This is a genomic window from Microbacterium hydrocarbonoxydans (assembly GCF_023715885.1).
Lineage (GTDB): Bacteria > Actinomycetota > Actinomycetes > Actinomycetales > Microbacteriaceae > Microbacterium > Microbacterium hydrocarbonoxydans_C.
The window spans coordinates 113695-136770 of record NZ_JAMBOY010000001.1; the positions used below are offsets into that span (position 1 = coordinate 113695).

General features: G+C 69.8%; 13 protein-coding genes and 1 pseudogene. 3 read left to right on the forward strand and 11 right to left on the reverse strand.

The window, feature by feature from the left end:
* Positions 1-46 precede the first annotated feature (46 nt).
* The 9 genes and pseudogenes from M3195_RS00520 to M3195_RS00560 all read right to left on the reverse strand — a co-directional run.
* The gene (locus M3195_RS00520; protein ID WP_251584156.1) at positions 47-6103 is read right to left on the reverse strand and encodes an Ig-like domain-containing protein; all 6057 of its coding nucleotides are present in this window, start codon (positions 6101-6103) and stop codon (positions 47-49) included.
* A gap of 158 nt (positions 6104-6261) precedes the next feature.
* On the reverse strand, positions 6262-6843 hold the full coding sequence (locus tag M3195_RS00525) for a DNA-3-methyladenine glycosylase I (RefSeq protein ID WP_251584157.1): 582 nt from the start codon (positions 6841-6843) through the stop codon (positions 6262-6264).
* 110 nt (positions 6844-6953) lie between these two features.
* Positions 6954-8000: an NAD(P)-dependent alcohol dehydrogenase gene (locus M3195_RS00530; protein ID WP_251584159.1), complete on the reverse strand. Its 1047-nt coding sequence runs from the start codon at positions 7998-8000 to the stop codon at positions 6954-6956.
* A 69-nt stretch (positions 8001-8069) separates the two neighbouring features.
* Complete coding sequence (locus M3195_RS00535) at positions 8070-8357, reverse strand: hypothetical protein (RefSeq protein ID WP_251584160.1); 288 nt, start codon at positions 8355-8357, stop codon at positions 8070-8072.
* 50 nt (positions 8358-8407) lie between these two features.
* Positions 8408-10474: an acyl-CoA dehydrogenase family protein gene (locus M3195_RS00540; RefSeq protein ID WP_251584164.1), complete on the reverse strand. Its 2067-nt coding sequence runs from the start codon at positions 10472-10474 to the stop codon at positions 8408-8410.
* Between the two features lie 181 nt (positions 10475-10655).
* A complete protein-coding gene (locus tag M3195_RS00545; RefSeq protein WP_374209295.1) occupies positions 10656-11870 on the reverse strand; it encodes an HTTM domain-containing protein in 1215 nt (404 codons plus the stop codon).
* Positions 11867-12682 carry a DUF5819 family protein gene (locus M3195_RS00550; RefSeq protein WP_251584165.1) on the reverse strand — a complete coding sequence of 272 codons (816 nt, stop codon included), beginning with the start codon at positions 12680-12682 and terminating at the stop codon, positions 11867-11869. The genes M3195_RS00545 and M3195_RS00550 overlap by 4 nt, the downstream gene beginning before the upstream one ends.
* 70 nt (positions 12683-12752) lie before the next feature.
* Positions 12753-17960: a choice-of-anchor G family protein gene (locus tag M3195_RS00555; protein ID WP_251584166.1), complete on the reverse strand. Its 5208-nt coding sequence runs from the start codon at positions 17958-17960 to the stop codon at positions 12753-12755.
* 527 nt (positions 17961-18487) lie between these two features.
* Positions 18488-18771 (reverse strand): annotated as a pseudogene (locus M3195_RS00560) (glycoside hydrolase family 3 N-terminal domain-containing protein); the annotation flags it as partial.
* On the opposite strand from M3195_RS00560, the gene M3195_RS00565 reads away from it, so the two are divergent.
* Positions 18740-18910, forward strand: a complete 171-nt coding sequence (locus M3195_RS00565; RefSeq protein ID WP_251584169.1) for a hypothetical protein — start codon at positions 18740-18742, stop codon at positions 18908-18910. The pseudogene M3195_RS00560 and the gene M3195_RS00565 sit on opposite strands and share 32 nt — an antisense overlap.
* Positions 18911-18926: 16 nt before the next feature.
* Here the strand turns inward: M3195_RS00565 and recQ are convergent, their stop codons facing one another.
* Both recQ and M3195_RS00575 read right to left on the reverse strand, forming a co-directional pair.
* Positions 18927-20975 (reverse strand): DNA helicase RecQ, encoded by a 2049-nt coding sequence (recQ, locus tag M3195_RS00570; RefSeq protein ID WP_251584179.1) that lies wholly within the window; start codon positions 20973-20975, stop codon positions 18927-18929.
* A 345-nt stretch (positions 20976-21320) separates the two neighbouring features.
* Entirely contained in the window at positions 21321-21584 is a 264-nt protein-coding gene (locus M3195_RS00575) for a ribbon-helix-helix protein, CopG family (RefSeq protein ID WP_251584181.1), read from the reverse strand.
* 104 nt (positions 21585-21688) lie between these two features.
* On the opposite strand from M3195_RS00575, the gene M3195_RS00580 reads away from it, so the two are divergent.
* Together M3195_RS00580 and M3195_RS00585 are read left to right on the forward strand one after the other, a co-directional pair.
* Complete coding sequence (locus M3195_RS00580) at positions 21689-22018, forward strand: GNAT family N-acetyltransferase (RefSeq protein ID WP_251584183.1); 330 nt, start codon at positions 21689-21691, stop codon at positions 22016-22018.
* Positions 22018-22935, forward strand: a complete 918-nt coding sequence (locus M3195_RS00585; protein ID WP_251584190.1) for a pirin family protein — start codon at positions 22018-22020, stop codon at positions 22933-22935. Before M3195_RS00580 ends, M3195_RS00585 begins: the two co-directional genes overlap by 1 nt.
* Positions 22936-23076: the final 141 nt, after the last annotated feature.

Consider the following 23076-nt stretch of genomic DNA (forward strand, 5'->3'; position numbering starts at 1 on the left):
CCTCGTTCTGTGAAGGGTCGTGCGGCGCGACTCGGGGCGGGTCGCGCTAGTACCAGCTGATCGCGTCGGCGTAGCGGTTGAGCTCGACGATGTAGACGCGGATGGAGCGGCCGGGGTTTCCGTAGAAGCAGCCGAGCTGCACGGTGCCGTTCTCGGGCACGTAACGCGCCGAGTTGCCGAACTGGCCGCCGTCATCGCACCGCAGGGTGTAGTTGCCCGGGCTCCGGAAGTTCTGCACCGTGAGGGTGACGTACGCGCACGACGAGTGCGTGCACTCGCCCGGCCAGTTGCCCGAGGCGCCCTTGCCGGTCTTGAGGACCTCGGCCGGACGGTCGTTCGTGCGCGCGGAGTCGGACGCCTCCGGCGACCATCCGCCCTCTGATGCGTGAGCGCGCACCTTGATGCTGTGCGTCTGCTCGTAGCCGTTTCCGACGGTCTCGGACCCGTTCGCCGAGACGTTACGCCACCCTCCACCGTCGATGCTGATCTGGACCTGGTCGATCGGTCTGCCGTTGTCGGAGTTCCTCGCGTCCCACGACACTCTCACCGACTGACCGAGATTCTCGGCTCTGGCCACGGGTGGCTTGGGCTGTCCGAAAGGCACGACCTGTGCAACGTTCGACGCGGCACCCGCATAGGTCGTCCCGTCGACGGTCGCGACCGCACGAATCTGCAGGTTGTAAGTCTGGCCGTTCGTCAGCCCGCCGATCGAGTTGCCGTTCAGCGCCTGCCAGCTGCCGCCGCCGTTGAAGGTGTACTGGTAGCTGAGCTCGCTCGACTTCGCACCGTTGCGGGCGCCCTCGTTGTACGAGATGTTCACGATCGACCGGTCGGCCGCCTGGCCGCGCAGCCCGGTGGGCGCACCGGGCGCGTTCACGCCGCGGCGCGGCGCCGACAGATCGGACCACTCTCCCCACCCGGCCTTGTTCTGCGCGCGGATGCGGTAGGTGTAGGGCGTCTCCGACGTCGGGACCTTGACGGCCTGCGAGGTCGCCCCGGCGCCGGGAGTGAGCGTGTTGACGACCGTGCCGCCGTTGCGCACCTCGAGCTGGTAGCTGGCGATGGCATCGCCGTTCGAGTTCGGCGCACTCCAGTTGACCTGCATCTGCGCTTCGGTGCCGACCGATGCGAGCTGTGTCGTCGTCGGCGCGCCGGGCTTCAGCGGGGGTCCCGCCGGAACCTCGGATGCCGACCAGTTGCTCCAGCTCGACGGATCCGGCGCCTTGTTGTGCGCCTGCACCCGCACCTGGTAGTTGCCGCCGTTCTCGAGGCCCTCCCAGGTGAGCGAGTTGCCGGTGACCTGCTTCTGCGCGACGCCCGATGGCGGGGCGGGCGAGATCTCGAGCGTGTAGCTCTCGACCGGCGAACCGGGGGTCGAGGGGGTCGTCCAGCTGACGGCGAGCGACTTGTCGCCGAACTTCAGCGTGGGCGGGTTCGGGGTGTCGGGGCGCGCGTCGGGCCGGGCGACGGCCGACGTGCCGGAGGGCTTGCCCTCGCCGACGCGGTTCGTCGCAGTGACTTGGAACGTGTACTCGACGTTGTTGGTGAGTCCGTCGAGCGTGCACGTGGTCGAGCGGCACTCCTTCGAGTAGGCGCCGCCGCTCACCGACTTCACGGTGTACTTGGTGATCTCGGCGCCGTTGTTCGACGGAGCGCCATACGACACGACGACCGTGCGGTCCTGCACGCTCGTGACGATCGGCGCGCCGGGAGCCTCGGGCACGCCCTGCACGGTCACCACGACCTGGCCGTTGACCTCGCGGTCGGGGTCCTCGGTCGCATCCTGGATCCGGTAGCGCACGACGAGCGTGCCGACGAACGTCGCCGCCGGCGTGACCGTCAGCTGATCGCCCTTCTGCGAGACACTGCCCATTCCGGCCTCGACCACGGCCGAGACGACCTTGAGCGGCGTCTCCGGGAACGGGTTGAAGTCGTTCGCGAGCACGTCGACCGTGACCGGCTTGCCCTGATCGGCCTCCGACACCGTGTCGGTGTTGGCGGCCGGCATCGCCCGGGTGGATGCCGCGACGAGCACCGTCACGGTACCTTCGACCGGTTCCGTCTGCCCGTCGGTGATGCGGATCTTGAGCGTGAGGGCCGTGCCCTTCTTCGCGCTCGACGACGCCTGCACGAGCAGCTGCGGGCCGTCGACCTTCGCGGTGACGCCCTTGCCGTCGCCGCCGACGAACGTGTACTTGTGCTTGCCCTCGTCCTCGGGGTCGGGGTCGGTGGTGAGCGCGGCGAGATCGAGTGCTGTCGCGTCCTCGCCGGGTGCGACCTGCATCTGGCTGTTCACGAACACGGGCTGCTGATTGTCGGGAGGCAGCACGTCGATCGGGATGGTCAGAGTCGCCTTGCGCCCCTCGGGGTCGTCGGGGCCGTCGCCGTCGGTGACCTCGAACGTGATCGCGTCCGGGCCGAAGTAGCCGGCGGCCGAGGTGTAGACGAGCGACGTCTCGTCCTTGACGAGGTCGGAGCCGTCCGCGTGCACGGCGGTCACCTTGGCGTGCTCGGTGATGCGGGCGGTGCCTCCACCCGCCACCGTCACGTACTCCGACAGAGGCAGCGCCTTGGTCTCGCCGCTGATGACCTCGACGGGCTTGGTGACGTCGACCGTCGGGCGGAGGCCCGATTCTCCGGGAACGAAGATGAAGGCGGAGGCCTCGAGGCCGTCTCGGTCGGTGAGCGTGTAGCGGATGAGCTGCTGCTCCTCCTGCACCGTCACCCGCACGAGACCGTTGTCGAGCTGTGTCGCACCGGCGCCGAGCGTGACGTCGAGCGCATCGGTCGTTCCGTCGGGGTCCTCGTCGTTCTTGAGGATGTCGACCTCGGCGGTGAGGCTGTCGTCCTTGAGGTCCTCGGGGCGCACGCGGTCGTCACGCGCGACGGGTGCCTGCAGCGGCACGTCCTCGTCGACCGTGATCTGCAGCACGGCCGAGGCGGTCGCGCCGCGGGAGTCGCGGATCGTGTACTGCAGCGACGTCTCGAGCGACCGGTTCGGCGCCTGCACGAGCACGCGGTCGCCGGAGACCCGAGCGGAGAGTCCCTCGATCTTCGGGACCTCGAGGCCGCCGTTCTTCTCGCTGACGAGGGTGATCTTGTCGCCCTCGGGGTCGGAGTCGTTCGCCAGCACCGGCACGGCGATCTCACGGCCTGGGCGCACGACGACGGCATCCTTCACCGCGTACGGAGACTGATTGACGTCCTCGGCGGGGGCGATGCCGACGCGGATGGTGGCGACACCCTCTTTGCCGAGGCGGTCGCGCACGCGGTACTTGAAGGTGTCGACGCCTGCTGAGTCGTCGAAGGCCTCGTAGGTGAAGTAGTTCGCACCCGTCTCGACGATGCGGCCCTTGGTGGGGCTCGAGGTGATGTCGAGCAGCTCGACGGAGTCGCCGTCGGCGTCGATGCCGTCGAGCGGCACCGCGATGCTGACCTCGGTGCCGGCGAGCGCGCGCGACACGATGTCCTGCGGACGGGGCGCCGCGTTGGTCTCCTCGTCGATCGGCAGGATCTGGATCGTCACGAGCGCGGCGGCCTTCTGCTGTCGCGAGTCGACGGCCTCGTACGTGAGGTAGACCGTCTTCGCCTCCGGGCCTGCCTTGAACCGCACGGCGTCCTGCGAGACGAACGCCTCACCGTCCTCCGGCTCGGGCGACTCGATGAGCTCGGGCGAGACATGCATGACGTCGTCGTTCGGGTGGGTGTCGTTGTCGAGCACGGGGATCGTGACGACGTCGCCCGCGCGCACGGTCGCGGTGTCGGGGTTGGCGACCGGCTGCAGGATCTCGTCCGGGGCCGGGATCGGGATGACGACGACTTCACCCTCCGCGGACTTCGAACCGTTCGAGATGCGGTACTTGACGCGCACCTGGTCGGTCAGCGCGCCCTGGTCGGTGATACGCAGCGTCTCGTGGTTGATGACGGACACCGAGATGCCGGAGCTCGGCTCGACCGACACGGACTGCACGACGAGGATGCCGCCGGCGGGGTCCATATCGTTCGCCAGCACGCCGACGAGCACGTCGCCGCCGCTGGGGAGGAGGGCGACGTCGCGCACCGCGATGGGCGGCAGGTCGTTGTCGCTCTCGTCCTGCACATCGACGCGGACCAGTCCCTGCGCGTTCTTCGGGCCGGCGGTCGCAAGGTATTGCACGTAGTACGTGCCCGGAGCCGCGGCGGAGAACGTGAAGGTCTTGTTGGGGTAATCGGGCAGGATCGTCGCGCCCGGAGACTCGTCGACCCGGCCGAGCCTCAACGGCTCTCGTCCCGAGCTCGTGTCGTTCGCGAGCGGCGCGACGGCGACCTGCTCTCCCACGCGGGTGACGACGTGGTCGGCATTCGTCTTGGGGTCGGTGGATCCTTCGGGGCGCACGTCGAGCGAGATCGTACCGACGTAGGTCTCGCCGAATCCGTCGGCGACCGTGACCTGCACCTCCTTGCGACCCTGCAGGCTCGCGGTGGCCTTGTAGGTGATCTGGCCGTCGGTGGTGAAGTCGACCTCGTCGCCGGGAGCCGGCTCGACGCCCTTGAGGTAGATGTCGTCGCCGTCGGGGTCGATGAAGTCCGGGAGGATGTTGTACGACACCGTTCCCCCGGACTCGACGACCAGGGAGGTCTTGCGCTTCGGGGTCGGGGCGGCGTTCTGGTCCCAGGGGTGCACCGTGAGGGTGACGTTCGCGGTGTCCTTGCCGTTGCGGCCGTCGTTCGCCTCATAGACGAAGGTCGTCGAACCCGTCGCCTCTTCATCGACGGCGATCTGGAGCGACCCGCCGTTCTGCACGGGCTGCACGGTTCCGAGCGACGGCTGTGCTTCGGCGAGCGTTGCGACGAGCACGTCGCCGTCGGGATCGTTGTCGTTGTCGAGCACCGGGAGCAGGGTGGTGGCACCGGGGCGGACACCGAAGTCGTCGTCCTCGGCGACCGGAGGCGTGTTCTCCTCCTTGCGATCGGGGAGCGTCGTCTCGACCGTCTCCTCCGTGGTGTTGTCCTCGTCCTGCGTCTCCCCCTCGGGCGGGGTGAGGTCGTTCCAGTTGTCGACGCGCTGCAGCGACTCGTTCGCCATCCAGGCGGCACCGCCGACGGCGTCGTTGAGGATGATGACGTCGCGGTTCACGCGGAATGTGAGGGTCTTCGACTGCTCGGCGCCTTCGATGCGCTCGTTGACGTCGTTGGCGTCGCCGGGGCATTCGCGCAGGAACTTCGCGGAGCCCGCCCATGCGGCGTACGTGCAGCCGCGCAGCGAGATGGGCGCGGCGGGCGTGCCGTTGCCGCCGACGTCGGTGACGACGGGCTCGCTGCCGTCGAGGGGGACGCTGACGAGTGCGGATTTGGTGGCGAGCGCGACGGACGTCGTCTCGGCGGAGGCGGGCTGCAGCACGGCATCCGCGACGTCGGCGACCTCGGTGCGGAAGCCACCGGGTGTGGTGACGACGCCGGCGGCCGCGTCGAGTACGACGGGGGTGCGGCCGACGGCGGTGATGCTCGGCGCTCCTGTGTCGTCGATCTCTCCGAGCGACGCCGCGGACGGTTCGAGGGGCTCGCCCTCGTTGTCGACGGGGATCGTGACGACCTCGCCGCGGTCGGCGGAGAGGCCGAACACCGTGCCGTCATCGGCGACGACGACGTCGGCGTTGGCTCCGAGTTTGGCGGCGGGCTCAGCGCCGTCCATCTTGAACGTCGGGATGCCCCGCACGGGGACGACGAAGAGGTTGCCGGACTTCTTGTCGAGGATGGCGGTGGTCTGGTGACCGAGCGCGACCTTCGACGACGAGGGGATGCGGGCGGAGTCGCCGAGCGAGACGCGGGCGGGGTCGACCGCCGTGACGGTGGCGGCGCTCTCGTCGACGACGAGGATCGTGGTCTCATCCTGCAGGATGTCGAAGTTCTCGCCGGTGGTGCGGAGCCCGCCGTCGAGCACGGTGGACTCGTGGTTGAAGTGGCCGACGAGCAGGCTCGAGGCCTTGGTGATCCAGACGCCGCCGTCGTTGAGATCGACCTTCGTGGTCGGGAAGCCCTGATAGTTGATCGCCATCGTGGTCAGGGCGATCACGCCCACCGTCACTCCGGCGGCGGACGCCAATGTCTTCGGTCGTGACCGCATCCACGACAACGCCTTCATACCCGGTTCCCCCCAGGGTCTCGCTGAACAAGACTCTCCCTATCGCGCACCTGGCCGGGCACGATACACCCGATCATCCTAACCGGCCGGAATACCGCGCACGATGGGGAGAATTGTCCAGATCCGGACGGGTGATCAATTCACCGCAGATCGGCGGCGCGCCAGCAGCCCTCGATGTGGTCGTCGACCATGCCTGCGGACTGCATGAGGGCGTACATCGTGGTGGCTCCGACGAAGCGGAATCCGCGGCGCCGAAGCTCCTTGCTGAGGGCGGTGGATTCGGGGGTGACGGCGGGGACGTCAGCGAAGCTCGCCGGGCGGGCATCGGTGGCAGGAGGGGCGAACGACCACATGAGCTCGTCGAGCTCGCCCTCGGCCATCGTTCTGACGATGCGGGCGTTGCCGATGGTCGCCTCGATCTTGGCCCGGTTGCGGATGATGCCCGCGTCGCCCATGAGACGCTCGACGTCGGTCTCATCGAACGCAGCGACCGCGTCGGGGTCGAATCCGGCGAACACCTCGCGGAAGCGAGGGCGCTTGCGGAGGATCGTGATCCACGACAGGCCGGCCTGGAATCCCTCGAGTGCCATCTTCTCGAACAGCGCCCGGTTGCCGTGCAGCGGGGTGCCCCACTCCTCGTCGTGATAGCGGCGGTACTCGGCGTCGTCTCCGACCCAGGCGCAGCGCGCACGTTCGTCGGGACCGATGAGGAGGGAGGACATGGGATGACGCTATCGCCCGGCACCGACACTCTGCTCACTGCACACTGCTCATGCGATCTCTGTCCTGCGCACCGGAGCAGAGCTCCGACGCACGCCGAGCGAGCCCGCGCTCAGTCCGCGAAGGTCGATCCGTCGATCACGAACCGGTAGCGCACGTCCGACGCGAGTACGCGCTCATAGGCCTCGTTGATCTGCGACGCCGGGATGACCTCGACCTCCGCCGCGATGCCGTGCTCGGCACCGAAGTCGAGCATCTCCTGGGTCTCCTGGATGCCGCCGATGTTCGATCCGGCGAGCGACCGGCGCCCGCCGATCAGCGACATCACCTGCACCGGCAGGGGCTCCGCCGGAGCACCAACGCACACCATCGATCCGCCCACGTCGAGCAGGCTCAGGTACGACCGCAGGTCCACGACCGCGCTCACGGTGTTGAGGATCACGTCGAACGACGAACGGAGGTTGCGGAACGTCTCGCGGTCGCTCGTCGCGTAGTAGTGGTCGGCCCCGAGGCGCAGCCCGTCGTCCCTCTTGGTGAGCGTCTGCGACAGCACCGTGACCTCGGCACCGAGCGCGTGCGCGATCTGCACGGCCATGTGGCCGAGCCCGCCGAGTCCGACGACGGCGACCCGGCTGCCCGGTCCGACGTTCCAGTGCCGCAGCGGCGAGTACGTCGTGATGCCGGCGCAGAGCAGCGGGGCCGCGGCATCCAGTTCGATGCCCTCGGGGATGCGAACGACGAACGACTCCGTCACGACGACCTGCTCGGAGTACCCGCCCTGCGTGACCGAGCCGTCCCTGTCGACGCTCCCATAGGTCAGAATCGTCCCGTTCGTGCAGAACTGCTCGTCGCCTCGCTGACAGTTGCGGCACTCGCCGCACGAGTTCACCATGCATCCCACGCCGACCCGGTCGCCGACGGAGTGACGCGTGACGTCCGATCCGACGGCCGAGACGGTTCCGGCGATCTCGTGGCCGGGTGCGAGCGGGTACTTCTGCGGACCCCAGTCTCCCCGCACCGTGTGGATGTCGGAGTGGCAGATGCCGGCGAACGCGATGTCGATCAGGACGTCGTGCGGACCGAGCTCGCGTCGGTCGATGACGGTCTTCTCAAGAGGAGCGGCTTCGCTGGGGGCGGCGTAGGCGTGGACGCGGGTCATCGGGACTCCTCGAATAGAACGGCCCCTTGAGAATACCCATGCGCGGCCCCGCCTACGCCGCCCGCCGCGCTACATGACCACGGTGGTGAACGGCGTGCAGGACCAGAGGACCCACCCACCGCCACCGGCTCCCATCCATCGGAAGATACCGATCCTGTCGGTCCCCTCGATGTTCGAGTACGTCTCGTGCCCGATGTAGTCACCGTCTCCCAAAGGATCGGCACTGGCCGGTGCGGCGAGCGCGATGCTGCCCACTGTCATGGCCCCGATAACCGCGGCGGTCGCGACGATGCGATGCATTCGCTTCACGATGATTCCCTTCTTTGGCGCCCCAGCGCGTTGATTGAACGCGGCCACGGTACCGCCGCGGTGTTCGCACCTCGGAGGGCATCGGTGAACAGCGGTGCTCAGCGCTTCTTCGCCTTGAGCGCCTTCTCCTGAACGGGCGCCTCACCGGATGCCGCGAGCGCAGCGTAGTACGCACGGGCCTCGTCTTGACGCTCCTTCTCCGCGCCTGACGCGATGGGGGCGCGCACATGCTCCGCCTCGTAGCCGAACGCGTCGACGAGGTCGAGCGCGTGCGGACGAAGCCGGGCACACAGGCGATCGATGTAGCTCGAGACCGCCGCGGCACGCTGCATCGACAGCCGACCGTTGATGAGGTGCCAGGCGAGGTGCTTCTCGATGAGCTGCAGTCCGAACAGGTCGCGCAGCCAGGTCAGCACCTTCTTGGTGTCGGCGTCCTCAACCCGGTGCACGGCGTCGGTGAACGCCTCCCATTGCAGCAGCTCGCCATGCGCGCGGGCCGCCTCGATGAGCTCGGCCTGGTTCTCGTTGAACAGCCGCGAGCCGAGCGCCTTGTCCTTCGCACCGGGGCGCAGACGAGCCGCGATGTCGGCGACCATCTGCTGCACGCGCTCCGCGAGCAGGAGGTGCTGCTGCTCCTCGCGCAGGCCGTTCTCGACTGACCGCGCGACCTGGCCGAAGTCCGCGACCGACTGGCCGAACTGCCGCAGGCCGGCGCCGTGGAACAGCTTGCCCGCGGTCTGGCCGACGGCGAACTTGGCGAGGGCCGCGGCATCCTTGCCTGTGAACTGCTTGGCGTAGTCCGTGAGCAGGCGCTTGCCGACGAGCTGCAGCAGCACGTTGTTGTCGCCCTCGAACGTGACGTAGATGTCGAGATCGGCACGGAGTCCTACGAGACGGTTCTCGAACATGAAACCGGCGCCGCCGCACGCTTCGCGAGCCTCCTGCAGCGTGTCGAGCGCGTGCCAGGTCGACAGCGGCTTGAGTGCGGCCGCGAGGGTCTCGAGGTCTTCGCGGTCGGCCGGAGTGTCGGTGCGGCCCGAGAAGACGCCGTCGAACTTCTGCAGGAACTCGTCGTGCGCGAAGATCTGCGCGTACGTCGTCGCGAGACGGGGCAGCAGGCGACGCTGGTGCTTGCCATAGTCGAGAAGCACGACCTCCTGGCCGTCGATGCCGTCGAACTGACGGCGCTGCGTGGCGTACGTGATCGCGATCTTGAGCCCGAGGGCCGACGCCCACGACGCCGCTCCGTCGAGAGAGACGCGCCCCTGCACCAGGGTGCCGAGCATCGTGAAGAAGCGGCGCCCGGGGCTGTCGATAGCGCTCGAGTAGGTGCCGTCGGGGGCGACGTCGCCGTAGCGGTTCAGCAGGTTCGTGCGTGGGATCCGCACGTGATCGAATGACAGGCGACCGTTGTCGATGCCGTTGAGTCCGCCCTTGAGTCCGTCGTCCTCGCGGCCGATGCCGGGAAGGTCGACGCCGTCCTCGCCGCGCAGCGGCACGTAGAAGCAATGCACGCCGTGGTTCACGCCGTTCGTGATCAGCTGCGCGAAGACGGTGGCGGCGATGCCGTGCAGGGCCGCATTTCCGAGGTACTCCTTCGTCGCCCCGCGGAACGGGGTGTTGATGACGAACTCCTCGGTGTCCGGGTCGTAGGTGGCGGTCGTGCCGACGGCGGCGACGTCGGATCCGTGACCGATCTCGGTCATCGCGAACGCGCCGGGGATCTCGAGGCTCATGATGCCGGGCAGCCACCTGTCGTGGTGCTCGGCGGTGCCGAGCTGCAGCACGGCGGAGCCGAAGAGCCCCCACTGCACGCCCGACTTGATCTGCAGGCTCGGATCGGCGGTGACGAGCTCCTCGAACCCGGCGATGTTCGCCCCGTTGTTCTCCTCGCCGCCGAGGCGCTTCGGGAACGCGCGGTGCACCGCCTTGTTGTCGACGAGCAGGTGCAGCTGGCTGAGCACGCGCTCCCGGTGCTCGTCCTTGCCGAGCTCGTCCTTGCGCCAGAACGCCGAGTCCTTGATCATCTCGCGGGCCTCGCGCCGGGTGTCGGCCCAGGTCCCTAGCAGCAGCTCGGTGACCGCGTCGACGTCGAGCCGCACGTTCGCGGAGGACTCGTTCGACTCGGCGGGGGTCGTGTTCGGACGGACGGCGGCGTCGACCATGGCGCGTTCCTCTCAGGAGAAGATCGGGAATGTGTCAATGGTAGGTGTGCCACAACCCACCACGAAGTCGCCTGTATGGTTTCGCCAACCTGTCTCGACCTCGTCGCCGGAGCGGATTGTCGTCAAGCCACAGTCAGACCGTAGTCAGGCGAGGCCGGCCGGGCTCGCGGCACCCTTCCGGTCACGCCGCGGCCGGCGTGCGCGGAGGCGGTGCAGACTTCGCGTCGTTCCACCGGCGCATCACGCCGGCGCTCATCCGCGACCAGGTGCGGTCTCGGATGAAGATGGAGTCGATCGCGATCATCGTGAGGGAGAACCAGGGCAGCCCCATCAGCACCGCGATTCCGATGTGGAACGACAGGATGCCGATGAGTCCGATCAACCGCGTGGGCCGGGTGAGCAGCATGAGCGGGAAGGCCACCTGCAGGATGATCGATCCCCAGCTCGCGGCGACGACCATCGGACCCCAGGTCGTGACGAGATCGCTCAGCACCGGCCACGTGCCGAACCTCGCGGTCTGCAGCGGGTTGTAGACCGCGTACCCCTCTTTCCACGGATCGCCGCCGGCCTTGAACAGCGCACCGGACGCGTAGACGAAGCACACCTGCGCGGTGAGCGCCACCAGCGCGAGGTTGTGGAAGACCGTGCCCAGCAGCGCCGGTTGGCTGCCCGGCGGGAACCACTCCCCACTCTTCGCCCGCCGACGCGCATCGAGCGACCACCGCGCAGCGGGGTCGGCGAAGAACAGCAGCAGCAGCGCGATGCGGAACATGTTGTCGCCCTGGTCGCCCACCATGTCGTTGGCTTCGATGAATCCGACCCACAGGCAGAAGAAGACGGGCAGCACGATGCGGAAGCGCCAGCCGAGCACGAACAGCACGGCGAGCACACCGAGGAAGAGGTACAGCGCCGTGTACAGCGCGTCATTGCCCATCGCCGTGTGGAACGCGCTGAAGACCCAGATGGTCGGGAAGTCGCTGACCGGCTGCGCGAGCTCACCGTTCCACGCCGACCCCGATCCGAACGTGTAGAGGCGGGTGCTGAAGTTCGAGGCGAGGAGTCCGATCGCCGTGACTCCGAACAGGATGCGAGTGACCGCCAGCCCGTACAGCGCCTTCTTGCCGTGGAAGAGCCAGTCGCCGACGAACGCCGAGATGCGGTCGATCGCCGACACGACCATGGCCCAGAACCCCGCGACCATCGACGACGCGAACGTCAAGAGCCGCACCGGGAACGACACCTGTGTCTCCCCTGATCGCGGCCCGGGCGTGAACGGCGGAGCGGATGCCGGAGCGGATGACGGCGCAGGCTTCGGCGGTGCCGGCGATTTGACCGGTGCGGGAGCGGTGGCCGTCGCGGCCGGGCGCCGTCCGCGGGTCTTCGCGGGGGCGCTCACTTCTGGGTCCTCTCGAACTGGCTGCGGAAGGTGTTCGCGAAGTTCTCGCGACTCTGCCCTTCCTCTTCTATAGGGAGACGCCATCCCGTCGTCGAGAACGTGGGATCCGGACGCTGGGCGCCGGGATCGTTCCGCTCGGCGTAGGGCACGACGTTCTGCCTGCTCACCCGGTACTGCACCTCGACGACGGCATCCGCTCCCCAGATCGCGTAGGCGACCTGGGTGGCGTACGCGGTCGACAAATGCTCCTCGGCCATGTATGCGGCGGTCGACGGATTGTCGCCTTCGAGCTCGTCGAAGGAGCGCACCATCCACTCCTCCCACCCGTCCTCGGTGTAGTCGAGAGCCACGACCGCCTGCTGCTGCTCGTTCAGCTTGTTGTAGGCATTCATCTGACCGCTCGCGACCTCGCTCGACTGGATGCCGGCGCGCGGCGGGAAGAGGTTATAGCGGATCATCGACAGCTCGACGTCGGTCGCGCTGACCCACCCGGTCTCGATCTGCTCGCCGTCCTTCTCGATGACGGCGCGCACGTTGAAGTGGTAGTCGCCGTTGATCGGCTCTGGAGCGAAGACGCTCCAGGACTGACCGAACATCGGCAGCATGTACCCCGCGAGCACCTCCTGCGTGGGGATCTCCCGGAGCGCGGAGTACGGGGCGATCCAGAGGAACGACGCTCCGACGTGCCAGAGGGTGAGAAGGCACGCGCCGAAGGCGATCAGCTTCACCCACCACGCGGGCCGCGGTCTCGCCGCGCCCGCGGGCTCGTCCGTGATGTCGGATTCGGATGACGTCTGTGATGTCGTGGTCATTGTGCGCACCTTCCTGACCGCCGAGAGGTGTCGGGGGCGGCGGGGGGGGGGGCCCCCGACGAGGGTGTCGCTACTCGACCATGCGGTCGTTCGCGACGGTCTGCGCTCGGCGCCGGCCGAACCTGACGGCTCCGAGACCGAGAACCAGCATCAGCGCTGCGAGAGCGATCCAGCCGCCCTGCACCTGGCCGCCCGTGGTGGCGAGGCCGGAGGCCACCACCTGGAACGTCGCCGCCACGCTGCCGGAGCTCGCGCCGGTGAGCGTCACCGTGTGAGTGCCCAGGTCGTAGCCGGCCGGGATCGTCCAGGTGAAGGTGACGGTGCCCTGCGCGTTCGCCACCTGCGTGCCCAGTGCGAGCGGCGCGGACGTCATGACGCCCGTGACCGTCTCGCCGGGGGCGAAGCCGGTGCCGACGGCGGTCTGCCGATCACCGCGCTCGAGCACCGGGGCGCTGAGCGTGATGCCGAGCTTCGCACCGGGATCGGCTGCCGCATCGGCCGAGGCCGACGCCTGCGCGGTGGCGGATGCCGAGGCTTGCGCGGTGGCGGATGCCGAGGCGTCGGCCGCCGCCGTGGCAGAGGCCGTGGCCGAGGACGAGGCGTTCGCCGCCGCGGCCGCCGAGGCGTTCGGGTCCGCGTCGGCCGAGGCCGAGGCGTCCGCCGCACTCGTCGAGGTCGCGTCGTTCTGCGCCGCCGCCTGGGCCGCTGCCGCCGCCGAGGCGTTGGCGGTCGAGGTCGCGGTCGTCGAGGCGTCCGACGAGGCGTCGGTGGTCGCCGCGGCCTGGGCCGCTGCCGCCGCCGTCGCATCAGCCGCCGCCGAGGCGCTGCTGGTGGCGTCTGCCAGAGCCGCCGCCACCGCTGCGGCCTCCGCCGCCGCGTTGCTGTCGTCGTCGGCCTGAGCCGAGGCCGCCGCCGACGCCGAGGCGTTGGTGTTGATCTCGGCCGAGGCGTCGGCCGAGGCCACGGCATCCGACGAGGCGTCCGTCGACGCGGTGGCGATCGCCGCCGCGCTGGCGTTGGCCGCCGCGCTCGTGCTGGCATCGGACGTGGCCGAGGTGTCGGCCGCCGTGTTCGACGAGGCATCCGCGAGGGCCGCCGCCTGCGCGGCGATCGCCGCACCGGCGTTGGCCGACGAGGTCGCGTCGGCCGTGGCCGCGGTCGATGCGGTGGCGGTCGCCGCCGCCTCCGATGCCGCCTCCGCCGCGGGGTCGGCCGCAGCGGATCCCTCGGCGGTCGCGTCGGCGTAGGCCGCAGCCTGGGCCGCCGTCTCCGCCACTGCGGCGCTCGACGCGTCGGCGTTCGCGGATGCGGATGCCGAGGCCGCCGCATTCGCGTTCGTCGACGCCTCCGACGAGGCGTCGGTGGACGAGTCGCTCGTGGCCGCCGACTCCGACGAGGCCGCCGAGTTGGCGTCCGCGGCGGTCGAAGCCGCCGCGTTCACGTCGTCGGAGGCGTCGGCCTGAGCCGCCGCCTGTGCGGCGACCGCCGCCGCCGCGTTCGCGGTCGCGGTCGAATCGGCCGAAGCCGTCGTCGACGCGTCAGTGGTCGCCGCCGCCACGGCCGCTGCCGTCGCGTCAGCCGTCGCTGCCGCGGATGCCGACGACGTCGCGTCCGCCAGGGCAGCCGCCTCGGCCGCCGCCTGCGCCGACGGGTCGCCGTCTGCGGTCGCGTCGGCGGATGCGGACGCGGATGCCGCGGCGTTCGTGTTCACGTCGCCCGGATCGCCGGCCGTGACCTCGGTGGTGTCGGTCGCCGTGATCGCGCCGGCCGTCGCGGTCAGCGTATAGCCGGTGCCGGGGGTGGTGCCGGCGGGGACCGGGTAGTTCGCGGTGAACGCGCCGAACGCATCGGTGGTCGCGGTCACCGGACCGCCCACGTTCGCCCCGCCGCCCGGTGCTGTCAGCTGCAGCGACACGGAGGAGCTCACGGGCCAGCCGCTGCCGGTCACCGCGAGGTTCGTCCCGGCCGGGACGGTGGGTGCCGCATCGACGACGACCGGAGCCGCCGTGACCTCGGTCGTGTCGGTCGCGGTCTGGGTGCCCGCCGTCGCGGTGACGGTGTAGCCCGTGCCCGCCGGAGTACCCGCCGGGACCGGGTACGCCAGGCTGAAGCCACCGAGCGGTCCCGTCGTCGTGGTCACCGGGGCACCGACCGCGGCTCCGCCCGGGGCGGTGAGCTGCACGGACACCTCCGTGTCGGCCGGCCAGTTCGCGCCCGTCACCCCGAGGTCGGATCCCGCCTCGACGGTCGCGTCGGCATCCACCGTCGCCGCCGCCGTGATCTCGGTGGTGTCGGTCGCGGACTGCGCTCCGGCCGTCGCGGTCACCGTGTAGCCGGTACCGGGCGCCGCGGTGGCGGGCACGGGGTAGCCGAGCGTGAACGCACCCGCGGGGTCCGTGGTCACGAGCACTGGATCCGAAACGGGGGTGCCGCCGGGGGCGGTGAGCTGCACCGAGACCTGCGAGCTGGCAGGCCAGCCGGTGCCCGTCACGGGGAGGTCGGTCCCTGCCTGTGCGGTGTCAGCCGCGTCGACCGCAGCAGCCGCCGTGATCTCGGTGGTATCCGTCGCGCTCTGCGCGCCCGCCGTCGCGGTGACCGTATAGCCCGTGCCGGGCGTCGCCGAGGCGGGAACGGGGTAAGCGAGCGTGAAGCCACCGCTGGGATCGGTCGTCACGAGTTCCGGACCGCCGACGACGGCACCGCCCGGCGCTGTCAGCTGCACCGACACCTGCGTGTTCGCCGGCCAGTTCGCACCGGTGACCGCGAGGTCGGTTCCCGCCTGCGCGGTGTCGGCCGCGTCGACGGACGCTGCGGCCGTCACCTCGGTGGTGTCGGTCGCGGTCGCCGCGCCGGCGGTCGCCGTCACGGTGTAACCGGTACCGGGCGTCGCGGAGGCAGGCACCGGGTACGCGAGCGTGAAGCCGCCGTCTGTGTTCGTGGTCGCAGTCTCCGGACCACCCACGTTCAGGCCGCCCGGCGCCGTCAGCTGCACCGAGACCACCGTGTTCGCGGGCCACCCTGCACCGGCCACCGGGAGGTCGGTGCCGGCCTGCACGGTCGCCGCGGCGTCCACCGTCGGCACCGGCGCATCGGTCACCTCTGTCGTGTCGGTCGCGATCTGGGTTCCTGCCGTGGCCGTCACGGTGTATCCGGTCGCAGCGGGGGTGCCGGCCGGGACGGGGTAGGCGATGGAGAAGAATCCGGTGGGGTCGGTGTTCGCGAGCACCGGGCCGCCGATGGGAGTGTCGTCAGGGGCGGTCAGCTGCACCGATACCTGTGAGCTCGCGGGCCAACCGGTGCCGGTGACCGCCAGATCGGTGCCGGCCTGAACGGCCGGCGCGGCATCCACGGCGGCAGCCGCCGTCACCTCGGTCGTGTCGGTGGCGCTGACCGCTCCCGCGGTCGCCGTCACCGTGTAGCCGGCAGCGGGCTCGGCTGATGCGGGAACCGGGTAGGCCAGCGTGAAGGCGCCGGTCGCGTCGGTGGTCACGGTCTCGGGGCCGCCGACGTTCGCGCCACCGGGGGCCGTGAGCTGCACCGACACCTCGGTGTTCGCGGGGTACCCGGAACCGGTCACGGCCAGATCGGTACCCGCCTGCACGGTGTCTGCCGCGTCGATCGTAGCAACGGCGGCCACAGCCGACTTCACGGTCGACGAGCCGAGGTCGAGCGACACTCCTCCCCCGACCGCGGGGAGCAGGTCGACTGCGAGCGCGCGCACCGTGAAGCTGTCGGCGCCGAGGTCGCCCGTGGTCGGCTGCTCGTTGATCGTGATGGTCGCGATCTGCGACAGCACACCCTGCAGAACCGGGTCGAGCGTTGCGAGCAGCGGCGTGGTCAGCGCGGCGAGTGCCGGCTGCACGAGCGGGATGACGCTCGTGAGCGCCGTGTTGACGAGCGGTCCCGTGGTCGTCGCGACCGCGGAGGTCACGGCCCCGATCACCGGGTTGAGCAGCACACTGAGGTCGAGCCCGGCGAGCGTGATGTCGGTCGTCGTCGTCGGCGCCGGCGTCGCCGTGCCCGCGAACTGCGCGAGCGTTCCGGCGACCGTGATGGTGCCGGACGTGAGCGTGATGCCGGTGAGCGGGTTGGTGAGGGTGACACCGACGTTCACCGTGGCCTGCAGGTCGTTCAACGTCGCGGCGAGCACGGAGGTGACCTTGCCGTTGAGGCTCTCGGGGTGCGTCCCCGTGAGGGCCGAGGTGATTCCCTGCTGAATGGCCGAGATCATCGTCGCCGAGAGCACGGGAGTGTTCGCCGGAAGCGTGTTGAGGTCTGCTCCGGCACCCGTCTCGACGAGCAGCTGCGCGAGGTTCACGGAGATCGTGCCGTCGGCGAGGTCGACGAGCACCGATCCGGTGGTGTTCTCCAGCGGCTCCTCCAGCAGCTCGGTCACAACCGTCTGACCGACGGTGGCGAGGCCGGTGATCGAGGCGGTGCCTCCGGTCGCCGCGAAGTTCGCGACCAGCGGCACGTCGGGAATGGCGTTCACGGTACCGACGAGGGTCGTCGCGAGGGCGGTCAGCGCGCCGCTCGGTCCGACGAGGTTGCTGACCGGCGTGAGCGTGCCCTGGATGGCCGCGCCCAGAGTGGTGGACAGTCCGGCGACGAGGTCGCTGTGCAGGTCGAGGCCCAGGTCGGCGATCCGGTACTCGGACGTCGCCGCATCGGTGTTCGACTCGGCCCGGGACGCGAGCGCGCCGATGCCGACCGAGGCCTCGTCGAGGACCGCGTCGGTGAGACCGGCCACATCGAGCTGGTCGAACAGGCCTGTGAGATCGAGGGTGCCGGGGGTGACGCTGCCGTCGATCGCGCCGGCGTCGATGGCACCGCCCGAGGTGATGGTGCCGGACGACGCGATCGACTGGGTCTGGGTCGGCGAGGAGCTGAAGCTCTGCGCGCTGCCGAGGTCTCCCAGCTGAAGCAGACCCGGCGTCGTGCCGTCGGTCAGCAGCGGGACGTTGAGAGAACCCACATCGATGCTCAGGGCGTCCAGCGCGGTGAGGTCGAGACCTCCGAGCTCGGGCCCAGGCGCCGACGGATTGCTCGTCAGCGTGTGCCCGAGCGTCGCGATGTCCAACCCCCCGAGCAGGTCCGCCGGCAGCTGGATGATCTGCCCCTGCGCAGCCGACGGATCCGTGGGATCCGCCGCGTCGAGGGCGTTCGCCGCCGTCGGTACCAGTGCACTCGCGAGGATGACCGCGGCGACTGTTCCGCCTGCGATTCCCCCTCCGATGACCCTGCGTCGCCGCAGAGTCCTCCCCTCCGAAATGTCCATTCGCCTCTCCCGTGATGCAGATTCTCCGCGTCATGGGCCCTCCCCAGGTGCCGAAGACATCAACGGCCGAGCGCATGTTTGGAAGACAGTATTCCGGTGAGAACGGATTCATGTCCAGGTTTTGTCCAGCTTTCGCGCGGCTCGCAGCCCACGGCGAGACATTCTGTTCGGGCACCGATATTTTGGGTGATCCATACGCTCAATTGAATGACGATTCAGTCAACAATCTGCGCAACACGCCGACCGGTCGTTCTGCGCGGCGCACCGGACGGCATGGCTGACGCCCCGCGACCGAGTGGCCTGCGGGGTGTTCGCTGTGCGCGTGAGCGGCTAGAGCGAGAGGGTGCCCGAAGCGGAAGAGCGGGTCGGCGATGTCGAACGACACATCCGGGCGAGCGTTATCTCGACCGCCGCCATCGACCGCGGCAGGTTGAAAGGCAGACGTCCCTCCGAGGGAGACACGTCGAGCCGCCCCTTCAGACGGATCCGTCGGCGACCAGCTCGAGCAGCAGCTCCGCGCAGTCCTCGCCGCCGGGAAAGTGCTCGGTCACGGTCGCCACCGAGCCGGGACCGGACGACGAGCCATGGAAGCCGCGGGGATATATGCCGCTCCAAGAATACCCGCCCGTTCAGCGGCCTCGCCGAAGGTCGCGGTCTGCCGCGCCCAGCGGGGTTCCGTCCCGGGATCCACCTGCGGGTGCAGGGCAACGCGCAGACCGACGCCGGTGTATTCCCTGCGGGCGATGTCCGCGAACCGGTCAACCAGCTCGGGGTCGCGAGTGGCTGCGAGACCCAGGGTCTCCCGCCACCGCCATCCCGAGCACGAGGCCGTCTGGCTCGTCGCCCTGTGGGACGGTCTGCAGTATCAATGGCTGCACGACCGGGATGCGGTGGACATGGCGGCGCACCTGCGGGCGCACCTCGACGACGAGCTGCCGCCTCACGGCTGAGGCGACGGCTATCGGGTCAGGCGTTCGCGATCACGGCGATCACGTCCTCGCCGTAGGCCTCGCGCTTCTTCTCGCCGATCCCGGTGATGCCTTCGAGGTCGGCGAGCGAGGTCGGGCGGTGCTCGGCGAGCGCGCGGAGGGTGGCGTCGCCGAAGACGACGTAGGCGGGCTTGCCCTGCTCACGGGCGACACCGGCGCGCCAGGCGCGGAGCGCCTCGAAGAGGCCGCGGTCTCCGGCATCCAGCGCATCCGCCGCGCTCGCTTTGCGGGCGCGAGTCGACGACGACGGCCGTCCGATCGTGTCCTTCCGGAGCGGCACAGCCGTCTCGCCCTTCAGCACGCCGGGCGCCTCGGCACCGGGGGCGAGCGTGCCGTACTCCCCCTGAGCAGCGAGGATGCCGCGGGCGAGGAGCTGGCGGATCACGCTGCGCCAGTCCTGCTCGCTGAGGTCGGAGCCGATGCCGTATGTCGCGATCTTCTCGTGGCCCTGCTGGCGGATGCGCTCGGTCGACGCTCCGCGCAGGATGTCGATGAGGTGCCCCGCACCGAATGCCTGATTGCGCTCGCGCTTGAGCCGCACGATCGTCGAGAGCAGCTTCTGCGCCGGGATCAGCCCGTCGAACGTGTCGGCCTTCTCGAGGCAGGTGTCGCAGTTGCCGCACGGCTGGGAGTCCTGCCCGAAGTACCCGAGCAGGTTCTGCCTCCGGCACTGCACCGTCTCGCACAGCGCGAGCATGGCGTCGAGGTGCTGCCCCATGCGCATCTTGAACGTGCGGTCGCCGGGGCTCTGGTCGATGAGCCGACGCTGCTGCACGACGTCGCCCAGGCCATAGGCCATCCACGCGATCGAGGGCAGACCGTCGCGTCCGGCGCGGCCCGTCTCCTGGTAATACCCCTCGACCGACTTGGGCAGGTCGATGTGCGCGACGAAGCGCACGTCGGGTTTGTCGATGCCCATGCCGAACGCGATCGTCGCGACCATGACGACGCCGTCCTCCCGGAGGAACCGCGATTGGTTCGCCGCGCGGACCTCGGGTGGCAGCCCCGCGTGATACGGCAGAGCGTCGAAGCCCTGCCCCGAGAGATAGGTCGCGGTCTGCTCGACCGACTTGCGGCTCAGCGCATAGACGATACCGACCGCCCCTTCGGGTTGCTCGCGAATGAACGCGACGAGCTGCTTGCGGGGATCGACCTTCGGCACGATGCGGTACTGGATGTTGGGACGGTCGAAGCTCGCGACGAAGTGCTTCGCCGCCGGTGCGCCGCCGGTGCCGTCGAGGTGCAGCCGCTCGGTCAGCTCCTGATGGGTGGCACGGGTCGCGGTCGCCGTGAGCGCCATGCGCGGGACACCGGGGAACCGCTCGCCGAGATCGCCGAGCGCCAGGTAGTCGGGCCGGAAGTCGTGGCCCCACTGCGACACGCAGTGCGCCTCGTCGATCGCGATGACGCTGAGGGTGCCACGCTGCAGCAGTGCGGTCGTCGCGGGGCTGGACAGACGCTCGGGCGCGACATAAACGAGATCGAGCTCGCCGGCGACGTAGGCGCGCTCGACCTCGCGGCGCTCGTCGATCGACTGCGTCGAGTTGAGGTACGCGGCCCGCACGCCGTTCGCGCGCAGCGCGTCGACCTGGTCGTGCATGAGAGCGATGAGGGGACTGATCACGAGGCCCGTCCCCTCGCGCACGAGCGCGGGCACCTGGTACGTGATGCTCTTGCCGCCGCCGGTCGGCATGAGCACGACGGCATCGCCGCCGGCGATGACCTGCTCGACGATCGCCGCCTGGTCGCCGCGGAACTCCTCGTACCCGAACACCGTGTGCAGCGCCTCACGCGCGGTCGCGAAGCGGCTCGGCGTCGCTCGACGGAGCGGCGGGGCGGATGCCGTCGCCACCGGAGTCGCGGGCCCTGGACCCCAGTCGAGCGGCGGCTCGAAGCCGGCGCCCTGCGGCTCCCAGTCGAGGGGCTCCGGCGGCTCTGCGGGCTCCCAGCCACCCTCCCAGTCGTCGCGAGGCGGCTCGTCTGCGAACGGCAGATCCTCGTACGGGTCACGGGGAGTCTGCGGCATCCCTCCAGCGTAACGACCCCCGCCGACACCCGGGTGCGTGTGCGGCCCCGGCATCCGGTGCCCCCGTCGGGAAACCCAGAGTTACGAAGCCCCGGCCGGCGAGTCCCGCCCCGACGCGCCGCTCACCACCCCGCTGGTCTCCGTTTTCCATGTCGGTGACGCCGGAAACGCCGAGCGTCGGTCTGACGTCAGGGCAACAGGTCCACTATGCCCGGTCGCGCCTTCATCGCATGGATGACCAGCTCGTTGCCGCTGTCGAAAGTGAGCACCACCGTCGCGGCCAACTCGCCGCCTGGATAGCGTCGGCCTCGTCAATGCCGTGCTTGAGCGCGGCTACACGGACCTTCACGCGGCAGCCGCGGCGAGAGCTTCCCGGATCACATCGGAACGCGACTTGCCTTCGCGGGCTGCGCGCTCGTCGACCTGCGCCAGCTCATCGGCGGTCAACCGCAGTGCGACGACTTGCGACGGCTCTGCACCTCGTCCGGGACGACCGCGCCCTCGCTTGCGCAGAGCGGTGACGTCAAAACCCGCCTCCGCTTCCGCGGACCAGGCTGCGATCTGCTCGTCGGAGACGGGCACTCCGTCGATGGTCTCCTTCTCGTCCATGTGATTGATGTATGACGTTAATCGGCGACTGTTCATCATCTCCTCACCGCCCTCCCGACGCCAGGCGGGGTTAGGTTGGACGCAGACGCCCGAAGGAGCATCCGATGACCGACTTCACCGTGACCCGCAACGACGACGCCTCGCGCTACGAGATCCACTCCGGCGACACGCTCGCCGGGTTCGCCGAGTTCCAACTGCGCCCCGGTGCGATCCGCTTCATCCACACCGAGATCGACCCGGCGTTCCAGGGGCAGGGGCTCGCGAGCGTCCTCGCGAAGAACGCGCTGACGGATGCCGCGGCCACCGGAGACGCCATCGTGCCGCTGTGCCCCTACATCGCGAAGTACCTGACGACGCACGACATCGAGGGCGCCGAGATCCGCTGGCCGCAGCGGCCGTCCCCGATCGCGGGCACCGACGCCACGGAGGCGTGATGATCGGCGAGCGCCGCATCGTCCTGGAGCCCCGCGACGTGCCGCTCGGCGGGGTGCGCGGCATGAACGTGCTGCGCCTGCTGCCGCACCGCAACCTGCCGACCATCGGCGCGTGGTGCTTCCTCGACCGGTTCGGCCCGGCCGAGACGCGCATGCGCGTCGAACCGCATCCGCACATCGGTCTGCAGACCGTCACCTGGCCGCTGGTCGGCGAGATCCGCCACCGCGACGCCCTCGGCAGCGACGTCGACCTGCGTCGCGGCCAGCTCAATCTCATGACCGCCGGCAACGGCATCTCTCACTCGGAGTACTCGGTCGGCGACGATCCGGTGCCGCTCGACGCCCTGCAGTTCTGGGTCGTGCTGCCGGAGAGCGCCCGACACGGCGCCGGTGGGTTCGAGCAGCACACCGAGCTTCCCGGCGTGCGGCTGCCGGCCCTCGAGGGAGCGGATGCCGCGGCCACGGTCGTGCTGGGTGAGTTCGCCGGCATCACCTCCCCGGCCTCCGTGCACACGCCCATCGTCGGTGCCGAGATCGTCGTCGCCGCCGGGAGCACCGTGCGGCTGCCGCTGCACACCGGCTGGGAGCACGGAGTCATGCTCGTCGACGGGGATGCCGTCGTCTCGCAGCATCCGATGGAGCTGAACGACATGCTCTACCTCGGCGACGAACGGGATGCCGTCGAGGTGTCGAGCGCGAACGGGGCGCTGCTTTTCCTCCTCGGCGGTGAGCCGTTCGAGAGCGACATCGTCATGTGGTGGAATTTCGCCGGCCGCACGCACGAGGAGATCGTCGAGGCGCGGGAGGACTGGGAGGCGGCATCCGACCGCTTCGGAACCGTCGAGGGCCACGACGTGCGCATCCCCGCGCCGCCGCTGCCCGACGTGCGGCTCATGTCTCGCGGTCGCAGGATCTGACGCCCGCGCTCACCGGTCCTCGATCGACCGGTACTCGATCGAGCGGTCGTCGAGCGACCGGTCGTTGAGCGACCGCAGCGAGACGAAACGCGGTGAGGTCCGTCCGACTCCCACCGCGTTTCGGCTCGTCGCTGCGCTCCT